Annotated in this window: 10 protein-coding genes; 6 read left to right on the top strand and 4 right to left on the bottom strand. The window is 61.2% G+C overall.

Annotation, left to right across the window (positions count from 1 at the left end; all coding sequences use genetic code 11):
• Positions 1–336: 336 nt before the first annotated feature.
• Positions 337–543 (top strand): hypothetical protein, encoded by a 207-nt coding sequence (locus ACQZ6J_RS33010; protein WP_163991842.1) that lies wholly within the window; start codon positions 337–339, stop codon positions 541–543.
• A 63-nt stretch (positions 544–606) separates the two neighbouring features.
• Here the strand turns inward: ACQZ6J_RS33010 and ACQZ6J_RS33005 are convergent, their stop codons facing one another.
• Complete coding sequence (locus tag ACQZ6J_RS33005) at positions 607–1,959, bottom strand: ATP-binding protein (RefSeq protein WP_449087108.1); 1,353 nt, start codon at positions 1,957–1,959, stop codon at positions 607–609.
• 3 nt (positions 1,960–1,962) lie between these two features.
• Positions 1,963–2,682: a response regulator gene (locus ACQZ6J_RS33000; RefSeq protein ID WP_449087107.1), complete on the bottom strand. Its 720-nt coding sequence runs from the start codon at positions 2,680–2,682 to the stop codon at positions 1,963–1,965.
• Between the two features lie 355 nt (positions 2,683–3,037).
• Here ACQZ6J_RS33000 and ACQZ6J_RS32995 point away from each other — a divergent pair, with 355 nt between their 5' ends.
• The 5 genes from ACQZ6J_RS32995 (at position 3,038) to ACQZ6J_RS32975 (ending at position 9,006) form a co-directional block, all read left to right on the top strand.
• On the top strand, positions 3,038–3,838 hold the full coding sequence (locus ACQZ6J_RS32995; protein WP_449087110.1) for a pseudouridine synthase: 801 nt from the start codon (positions 3,038–3,040) through the stop codon (positions 3,836–3,838).
• A 13-nt stretch (positions 3,839–3,851) separates the two neighbouring features.
• Positions 3,852–4,535 (top strand): phosphoribosyltransferase, encoded by a 684-nt coding sequence (locus ACQZ6J_RS32990; protein ID WP_449087106.1) that lies wholly within the window; start codon positions 3,852–3,854, stop codon positions 4,533–4,535.
• A gap of 146 nt (positions 4,536–4,681) precedes the next feature.
• Positions 4,682–5,626 carry a phosphoribosylaminoimidazolesuccinocarboxamide synthase gene (locus ACQZ6J_RS32985; RefSeq protein WP_449087109.1) on the top strand — a complete coding sequence of 315 codons (945 nt, stop codon included), beginning with the start codon at positions 4,682–4,684 and terminating at the stop codon, positions 5,624–5,626.
• 354 nt (positions 5,627–5,980) lie between these two features.
• Positions 5,981–7,438 carry an efflux transporter outer membrane subunit gene (locus ACQZ6J_RS32980; protein WP_163991834.1) on the top strand — a complete coding sequence of 486 codons (1,458 nt, stop codon included), beginning with the start codon at positions 5,981–5,983 and terminating at the stop codon, positions 7,436–7,438.
• Positions 7,439–8,145: 707 nt separating this feature from the next.
• A complete protein-coding gene (locus tag ACQZ6J_RS32975; RefSeq protein ID WP_449087105.1) occupies positions 8,146–9,006 on the top strand; it encodes an SH3 domain-containing protein in 861 nt (286 codons plus the stop codon).
• A gap of 231 nt (positions 9,007–9,237) precedes the next feature.
• Here ACQZ6J_RS32975 and ACQZ6J_RS32970 read toward each other — a convergent pair whose 3' ends face one another.
• The gene (locus tag ACQZ6J_RS32970) at positions 9,238–9,480 is read right to left on the bottom strand and encodes a DUF982 domain-containing protein (RefSeq protein WP_163991831.1); all 243 of its coding nucleotides are present in this window, start codon (positions 9,478–9,480) and stop codon (positions 9,238–9,240) included.
• A 250-nt stretch (positions 9,481–9,730) separates the two neighbouring features.
• The gene (locus ACQZ6J_RS32965; RefSeq protein ID WP_281411083.1) at positions 9,731–9,853 is read right to left on the bottom strand and encodes a hypothetical protein; all 123 of its coding nucleotides are present in this window, start codon (positions 9,851–9,853) and stop codon (positions 9,731–9,733) included.
• Positions 9,854–9,887: the final 34 nt, after the last annotated feature.

The following is a 9,887-nucleotide window of genomic DNA, read 5'->3' as shown; positions in this document are numbered from 1 at the left end:
TATAGACCCCCCAACCCGATATAGTCAACACCGCCTCTGTAAAAATTCTGACATTTTTGTAACTAACTGGTTTTAATAGGTTATTTGTAAGGAACAGGGGAATGAAGGGAAAATGTACCAATGAGGGGATGAAAATATTGTCCGGATGGTAAAATTTTCCGCAAGGCGACGTGCGGACACTTTCCTTGAAGCGCGCTCAGGAAATCCCGCTCGGCATCACCCCGCAATCCACCGGACGATGGAATGATTTCGCGGGCGAATCCATCCTCCGCAAGCCGCAGAAAAACCAAGATTTTACATGATCTTTCTGTTATATATTGGGGAAGGGAGGAAACAATGCACACGACAAGACCGGAAAGCATCATCGAAGTCAGCTTCGACAGCGCCAATGGCCGCCGCGCACTCGGCATCATGAGCATGCGCCAAGCATTGGATCTGCCCGACCTGCCGAGCTTTACCTACACGCATCCGGATCCGTCCAAGGCGGCCGCCGGCATCGTGCTGAGCAGGGAAGAGCTCAGGAAATTCATGACCTGCCATTGAGCAGGCAACCCAGCGCAACGGCCGATCGCGCAACCGCGCGAATGTCAGACAATTGTGCCTGTTTCAGGCTGCTTTCTTTTCCATCATAGCCAGCGGCAGCAGGACAACGGCGTTCAGGCCGCCTCCTTGGCGATCTTCCAGGCATAGCGCGCCGCCATGCGCATCGAGAATCTGGCGAACGATCGCCAGGCCCAGGCCGCTGCCGCCGAGATCGCGGTTGCGCGACTCCTCGAGCCGGACGAAAGGTTCGAGCACTTCCTTGCGCCGGTCCGCGGGAATGCCCGGCCCGCGATCGCCGACGACGATGGCTCCCTGATCGCCGCGACGCTCGACGGCGATATCGGCCTGGCCGCCATACCGCAGCGCATTGTCCATAAGATTGTCCAGCACCCGCGCCAGCGCCAGCTCCGGCATCGTCACGGCGACCGGCTGCCCGATCGGCGCGAAGACAACGAGACCCTGCCCGTCCTGACGCTCGGCAAGGTGACCTTGAATGGCCGTATCGAGATCGGCGATGTTCCGGCCATCCGAAACGACGGTGCTGCTGGCAAAGCCGAGAGCATCCTCCACCAGCCGCTGCATGGCCTCGACATCGGCGATCGCCCGCTCGCGATGCGGCGTGTCGGGCATCATCTCCATGCGCAGGCGGAAACGGGTGAGATAAGTCCGGAGATCATGCGAGATCGCCCCGATGATCAGCGTGCGGTTGCTGACCAGGGCGGCGATGCGCAGCTGCATGGCGTTGATCGCCTTGATCAACATGCGCAGCTCGCAGGCTCCCCTTTCGGGAATGTGGACCGGCTGCAAACCGTTGCCGATCGAATTGACGGTGCGGGACAAGCGGGTCAGAGGCCGGGTTTCCCGCGCCACGGCGGCAATGGCAATGACCGCGACCATCATGCCGAGAATACCGGCGATGAGGCCGACCGGAATCCCGTGCAATCGCACCGTCGGCGTATCGGGCAGATTGAAAACGGCGATCCTGCCGCCGGCAACGCCGACCGACACCTCCATGATCCGATCCGGCGCGCCGACGGAGAACCAGCCCTGCGGCCGTTCCGACAGCGAGCGCATGTTGAAATAGCGGTTGCCGAGGGCGATGCTGGCGAATTCGCGGGCCAGCTTGTCGGTCAGCGTCAGGTCCGAAGTCTCGTCCTTCTGTCCGGGCGCCGGCGCATCCGCCAGGCGGATCGCCAGGCCATTGGCACTCAACGCCCTTACGGCAAGCGGCTGTGCCTCGGGCGGAACGGCATCGAGAAGACGGACGGCCGTCTTGACCTGCATGGCCGGCGACAGCTCCGGGTTGAACGACGTATCCGGCTTCAGCTGGGCGGCAAGAAACGCCGCGAGCTGGATGACGAACAGCGCCACGGCGACGATCATGATGATGCGGGCGACGAGGCCGAGTTTCAGCATGGCTCAGACATCCTTCACGTCGGTGGTGAGAAGATAGCCGGCATTGCGCACGGTGGTGATGATATGGGCGCCATCGGGCAGGCAATGGCCGAGCTTGGTGCGCAGGCGGGAGACGGTAACATCGATGGTGCGATCGAAGGGATCGGCGCCGCGGCCGCGCGTCCAGTCGAGCAGTTGATCGCGCGACAGGACGCGACGCGGCCTTTCGAGGAAGCAGACGAGCAGGTCGAATTCGGCCGTCGTCAGATGCACGAGGCGCTCGCCTTCCATCTCGATCACCCGGCCGTCGAGATCGACGGTCAGGCCGGCGAAGTGCTTGCGCCTCGACGGAATATTGGCGTCTTCCGACCGCTCCGGGCTGGAGCGGCGGAGAATGGCGCGGATGCGCGCCAGAAGTTCGCGCGGATTGAACGGCTTGCCGAGATAATCGTCGGCGCCCATTTCGAGGCCGAGGATGCGATCGATATCCTCCGATTTCGCCGTCAGCATGAGGATCGGCACCTGGCTGCGCGCACGGATGCGACGGCATGCCGACAGGCCGTCTTCGCCCGGCAGCATCAGATCGAGGATGATGAGATCTGGAAAACCCTTGGCGAGCGCACGATCCATGGCGGCGGCGCTTTCGGTGGCCTGAACGGAAAAACCCTCGCGGCTCAGGAACTCCTCCAGGAGTGCCCTAATCTCGCGGTCGTCCTCGACCAGAAGAAGCGATGCGGAAACCATGGCCCTTCCATGCGGGGCGAGAGGTCGTTTTGGCAACAGGGAAACGGCCGGCGTTACAAACTGTAACAAATTTCCCCTCTTTTGAAAAATCCCAGCAAAAGAAGCAGTGCAGTTTCCCATGCAACCGGGATCCCTCCGGAGCGAATGACGGCAACCCTGTTGCCGTCTACCCGACCCCATCGCCCGCTCCGGTCCGCGACAGGGCTCGCATCCATGAAATGCGAGCCCTGTCTGCCTTTCAAACTTGCCTTTTCTCCGGCAATGCGATTTGCGTCCCGCCCATCCCCGTGCGAAAGGAATGTCCTTCACCGGCGCGATGCGCGGTCACTGCAATGAAGATCATGAGGCAAGACGGGTGAGCCAGCGGCAATCACCGCAAAGATCCGGCAAGACGGCGAGAAGCCGGCAGGAGCCCGAAGGCAAGCGCGTGACCTTGCCGCGGGCGCTTTCCAAGCTCGGCTATTGCTCCCGCACGCAGGCGGAGGCGCTGATTGCGGCCGGCCGGGTGACTGTCGACGGGCGGACGATCTCCGATCCCGCCACCTGGGTCGATCTGGAGCGCTCGAAATTCGCGGTCGACGGCATCGAGGTCGCCGCGGAGAAAAAACTCTATTTCATGCTGAACAAGCCGCGCGGGCTGGTGACCACCCGCGACGATCCCGAGGGGCGGCCGACGGTCTATGATTGCCTGAAGGAAGTCGATGCCCGTCACCTCGCCCCCGTCGGGCGGCTGGACAAGGCAAGCGAAGGATTGCTGCTTTTTACCAACGATACCGTGCTGGCTCAGGCGCTGCTCGATCCGGTGAGCCATGTCGGCAAGACCTATCATGTGCAGGTCGATCGCATCATGGATCAGGAACAGCTTGCGCGCATGGAGCGCGGTATCGTCGACGATGGCGAGCTTCTGACCGCAAGCTCGGCCCGCCTGTTGCGCAACGGCGACCGTCACAGCTGGATCGAGGTGGAGCTCAAGGAGGGCCGCAACCGGCAGATCCGGCGCATGCTGGAGGCACTCGGCATCGAATGCCTGCGGCTGGTGCGCGTCGCTTTCGGCGATATCGCGCTCGGCGATCTGGCCAAAGGAGGCGTGCGAGCGCTGAGCGAGGCCGAAATCCTCGGCTTGCACCGGCGCGCGGGAATGAAGATCAACAGATAGAAGGCGGAATGCGATGCAACCCCATGACTTCTGGCAGGAGCTGCATGCGCCCGGCAGCTTCGATCCCACGGAGGCCCGCCCGGATTTCCATGTGGCGGAGTTGCCGGACGGGCGTCAGTTGCGTCTGCCGATCCGTGTCCTGGCCGACGGCGAACATGCGCTCGCATCGCTGATCGTCAATCAGGCGAGCTTTGCCGTGCAGGACGCATTGGCCGAGGCGCTTGCGGCACGCATCGCGGCGCACGATGTCGATGTCGTCGCCGGCCTGCCGACGCTCGGCCTGACGCTGGCTTCCGCCGTCGCCCGCGCGCTCGGCCATCCACGCTACGTACCGCTCGGAACATCGCGCAAGTTCTGGTATCGCGACGAACTGTCGGTCGCGCTTTCTTCCATCACGACGCCGAACCAGGAGAAGCGTCTTTATGTAGACCCTCGGATGCTGCCGTTGCTGGAGGGAAAGCGGGTGGCGCTGATCGACGACGTGATCTCCAGCGGCGCCTCGATCGTCTCCGGACTTTCCCTGTTGGCATCCTGCGGCATCGAGCCTGTCGTGATCGGCGCGGCCATGCTGCAATCCGATCGCTGGCGGGACCGTGTCGACATGGATGGCAAGGCATGGAGCGGGCGGATCGTCGGCGTCTTTTCGACGCCGATCCTGGAGCAGAGCGAAAACGGCTGTTGGCACCGCCCCGGCTGACCGCTTTTCCGCTACTGTGAGCCTGCCAGGAGAACCGGTTTACATATTATTGTATGTGAAAGCCGTTCCGATTCCGGCCGCAATGCGCTAAGGGTCCGCTGAAGAAGCATCCGTCGGGCGGATGCACGAGCCTGCTGGTGGACGCGTTGCGAATTCTCTCCGAAGCCCATTTCCCGGAACTGCCCAACTACTATCGCGGCAAGGTGCGCGAGAATTACGACCTGCCCGATGGCAGCCGCATCATCATCAGCACCGACCGGCTGAGCGCCTTCGACCGCATTCTCACCTGCATTCCCTACAAGGGCCAGGTGTTGACGCAGACGGCGCGCTACTGGTTCGAACAGACGCGCGATATCTGCCCGAATCATGTCATCGACTATCCGGACCCGAACGTCGTCGTCGGCAAGCGGCTGAACATCCTGCCCGTCGAAGTCGTCGTCCGCGGCTATCTTGCCGGCACGACAGGCACCTCGATCCTGACGCTCTACAAGAAGGGCGAGCGCGAGATGTACGGCATCACGCTGCCGGACGGCATGCGCGACAACCAGATCCTGCCGGAGCCGATCATCACGCCGACGAGCAAGGAATTCGACGGCGGCCACGACGAGCCGCTGACGCCGACGCAGATCGTCGAGCACGGGCTCCTGACCGCGGCGCAATGGCAGACGCTTTCGAACTACGCCCTTGCCCTGTTCGCGCGCGGACAGGAAATCGCCCGCAAGCGTGGACTGATCCTCGTCGACACCAAATACGAATTCGGCACCGACGAGAACGGCACCATCATCCTCGCCGACGAGATCCATACGCCCGACAGCAGCCGCTACTGGCTGGCCGACAGCTATCAGGACAGATTCGACAAGGGCGCGCGCCCGGAAAGCTTCGACAAGGATTTCGTGCGCGCCTGGGTTACGGAACGCTGCGATCCCTACAAGGACGATATTCCGGAGATCCCGGCCGATCTCGTCGAGCAGACGTCCAAGGTCTATATCCGCGCCTTCGAGGCGATAACGGGTACGTCTTTCGTGCCCGACGATCGCGGCGCAACGCCGCGCGACCGGGTTCGCGCAAGTCTGGCGCGCTACTTTACCTGAGAGACAGTCCAAGCGGTCGTTTGAACCGCGCTGATTTGCCGGGCAGTTTCCGAGGGTTGCATCGATCACCGATTCGCGGATGCCATGCATCCCTGAGTGGTGTGGAAAAGGGTATGTTTTTTGCAACACTTTAGATTTTTTTTACCAGAACCCTGATATTTCGCCCGATCCCACATATGTTCGCAGCCGAGAATTCGTAAAAGCCACTGTGCTATTGCAAAACTCATTGCTAGATTGACGCCGACCGCTTCGGGTTCATTGTTTGTATTGCGTAAGGCTGGAAGCGCCGACACATGGGATCACGTCGATCCCGAAAAAACACTGATCATGTAAATTGAATTGTGGGACAATGTGATGGTTTCCATTCGTACTGCCGCCCCCGCCCTGCTGCTTGTTTTGGCAGGCTGCGTTAGCGGCCCAGACCATAAACCACCGGAAATGCCTCTCCCGGCCAAATTCTCGGAGGGCGGTACGAAGATGAACGGCGATATCGCCGGGTCGCAATGGTGGACCGCCTTCAGTGACTCCAAGCTGAACGCCTTCGCCGCACAAGGACTTGCCCAGAACCTCAACATCCAGCAGTCGCTGGAAATTATTAATCAGGCTGAAGCCGCGGTCGTTACGGCCGGTGCCGGCGGCCTCCCAAGCCTGACCGTGACAGGCGACAATACGACCAGCGGCCAGAAGGGCTCGCTGCGTACCCAGACTGAAACGCGAAATGAGTCCGGCGGCAGCGCCTCGGCTTCGTGGCTGCTCGACCTTTGGGGTCAGTACCGCCGGGCCAAGGAAAGCGCCAACGCTTCGCTCGATGCTGCTTATTCCAACGTCGACACTGCGCGCCTGACCTATCTGTCGGATCTGGCCACCAGCTACGTCAACGCCCGCTACTACCAGGCACTTGTGGCGATCGCCCAGGAAAACCTCAAGTCCCGGCGTGACACGCTTTCGCTGACCAAGTTCCAGCTCGAAGCCGGTGCGGCATCCCGCCTCGACGTGGTTCAGGCCGAAGGTCTCGTCAACTCGACGCTTTCGACCATTCCCGGTTTCGAAATCAGCTACCGCCAGGCCGTCCACCACATTGCAACGCTGCTGAACGTGCCTTCGTCCACGATCATCACTCAGATGCAGGGCGGCGGCAGACAGCCGGTGTTCCGCGGCAACGTTCGCACGGGTATTCCCGCCGATCTCATTCGCAATCGTCCGGACATCCGTGCCGCAGAGCGCAACCTGGCCGCTGCTACGGCCCAGATTGGCGTGGCGGAAGCGAAGCTCTTCCCGTCGATCACGCTCAGCGGCGCGATTTCACCGACCTATATTCATAGCTCGTCCGTAAGCGGTGGCCTGACCAGCTGGTCGTTCGGTCCGTCGCTGAACCTGCCGATCTTCGATGGCGGTGCGTTGCGCGCCGGTGTCAAGACTGCAGAGTCCTCGAGCCGCGAACAGTATATCATCTGGCAGCAGACGGTAAGGACGGCGATCCAACAGGTCGAAGACGCTCTTTCGGCCGTTACCCGCGATGCACAGACGGTCTCGGCTCTCCACGCCCAGGTCAAGTCCTATGAGGAAGCCCTCCAGCTCTCGACCGCAAGCTACAAGGACGGTGCGTCTTCCCTGCTCGACGTGCTCGACGCGCAGCGTAACGTGACCGCTGCCCAGCAGAGCCTGGCGCAGGCCGTTCAGCAGAGTGCGAACGACTATATTGCACTGAACGTCGCCATCGGTGCCGGCTATGTGCCGGCTGGCAAGACGACTGTCGCCGCGGCTCCTGAAAAGGCCAAGGTCGTCAAGGTCTCGGCCAAGAAGGTGAACTGACAAGATCGTCCGGCACTGCCGGGCACATTCTCAAAACCGCCGCAGGCAACTGCGGCGGTTTTTCTTTTTGGTGCGGGAATGAAGGATGCTGAAAATGGAAATGGCGCGCTCCGCTTTCGCATGAAGCACGCCATTTCCACAAAAACAAAAAGGCCGGAATGATCCGGCCTTTCGTCATCCGCTATCGCATCAGTGCCAGTACATCCGTGGTCAAAGGCAATGCGGAACTGCAACCAGATTGATCATGAAAGGTTAACCAAGGGTTAACGCCACTTTCACTCTCACGACGGATGAAAACGGCTCGCTTTCCAGCGCGCCAGCCACCCATCGGCTGCATGACTGGACCGGATATCGGAGCGCAAGGTGGCTATTTCAAGGCCATCTCTCCAATTTCCCCGATCGGACTTCGAGTAGTTGCCGCCGGAGCGGCAGTATCGCGCCTAAATACAGGGAAAGCCTGTCAAAAAAATCAGCCGATTTTGTGCGTCCCACCAGTGGCCGTTCAAGCTGCATTCATGCCGATACTCTTAAAACACATGCAAAGATTGAAGAGGCGCCGTGGAATCCTATCAGATTCCGTGCATGCGCAGGCCTTTATCTTGCCGAATTTGGGAAGTCTTACCGAATAGCGCCGGGGTAGGCGCACTATCGCGAAACAGGCACCGGGCAGCGATCTCGCGGCGGCGGTGTGCAAAGGGAGAGTGTATATGAGGTTCAAGGTTCTTGCCGCAAGCTTGCTGGCGGCATTCATCGCGCTGCCGGCCGTCGCCGAAGCAGCGGAGGGCTTCGCCACCGCAAACGTCAACATGCGATCGGGTCCGAGCACCGCCTATCCGGCGGTGACCATGATCCCCGTCGGCGTGCCGCTGCAGATCAACGGCTGCCTCAACGAGACGCCCTGGTGCGACGTCTCCTTCTATGGTGGCCGCGGATGGGTCGCCGGCCAGTACATACAGGCAACCTACCAGTCGCGCCGCATTTATGTCGGCCCGCAATATTACCGGCCGCTCGGCATCCCGACGGTGGTCTTCAACTTCGATGACTACTGGGGTCGCTACTATCGCGGCCGTGACTTCTATCGTGACCGCGACCGCTGGCGTCGTGGCCCCGGCTGGGTCGACCGCCGCCCTGACAGCGGCTGGGATCGGAATGCTCCGGGATGGGATAACGGGCCGGATCGCAATTGGGACCGCCGCCCCGACCGCAACCGCGATTGGAACCGCGGATCGGACTGGAACAATGGTCCGGACCGCAACTGGGACCGCCGCCCCGATCGCAATCGGGATGGACAAGGCGACGGCAATCGCGACTGGGGCCGCCAGCGGCCGGACAACAACCAGGATTGGGGCAACCGGCCGGACCGCCCGCGCGACAACAACAATCGTCCCGACAGCCGTCCGCGTCCCGAACCGCAGCGTCAGCAGCCGCAGGCTCAACCGCGACCGCAGCCGCAAGGCAATCCGCGGCCGAATGCCGGCGCTCCCGGACCCTACAGCCCCGAGCACAGAGAAAGTTGCCCGGCGTCGGAACCGAATTGCCGCATGTCCGTCCGAGGTTCGAACCGCTGACGGCAGCCCGATAGTCTGAAAAAGGAAAGGCCAGCGACCTTCGAAGTCACTGGCCTTTTTGTTGAGATACATCCGATTTCAAGAGATGCAGAGCTGCTGCGGAGTGCGGCAGCGGCGTCAAAATCGAGGGATTACGGAAACCCATACGGGTTCAACCACCTCGTCTCTCGCGGCGCTTTCGTCGGCTCGCAAGCTTCAAGCGGTCAAACGGCCCGTCCATGCCGTTGCGCGTCAGTGCATTTTCAGGTGCGCTTCCCGCGTCGCCGAAATGAACATTTCCCGTGCCTCTTCGGCCGACTTGCGACCGTCGATCGCCGCCCGGCAAAGGCTTCGCGCCGCCACGTAGAGCGGACCGCGCCGGTCGGGCCATAGATTGGCCATGCAGTTGAGGGCCTCGTACGGGCCTGTCACGACCTGAAACGTATCCTGAGCAAAACCGATCTCGATTGGATTGCTCCATTTGACTTGTCGCATGAACACTCCTCCTCACGCGTTGCCAATTGCTGGGAACCGCCCTCCAAGACGGTCACATGACAGTAGTATAACCTCGATCAGAGCATTCGAAAATACGGAAGATTGCGTGTCGTACGCGAAGTATCGACGCATCCGGCGGATGGTGTCGTTTTCCGCCAACGCAAACGCCAGGTTTCCTCGGATTTTGCGAAGACTGACATATCGATGAAAGTTCGGGACTATCCGGGCGCTCCGGATCGATGCCTGATATCTATTTCTCGCGCGCAATCCGCTTTGCCTCGTCCGGTGAAAACCCGGCGCGGCGAGCCAGCCATTCCAGCCCGAATATGCGGTCGATCTGGTCGACCAGCCAAAGTTCGAAACGCTTCCACATTGACATAGCCTCCTCCGCTGCAAACCTTTCGGTC

It is taken from the genome of Rhizobium sp. A37_96 (assembly GCF_053521765.1).
This window is presented reverse-complemented; position numbering and strand designations above follow the sequence as displayed.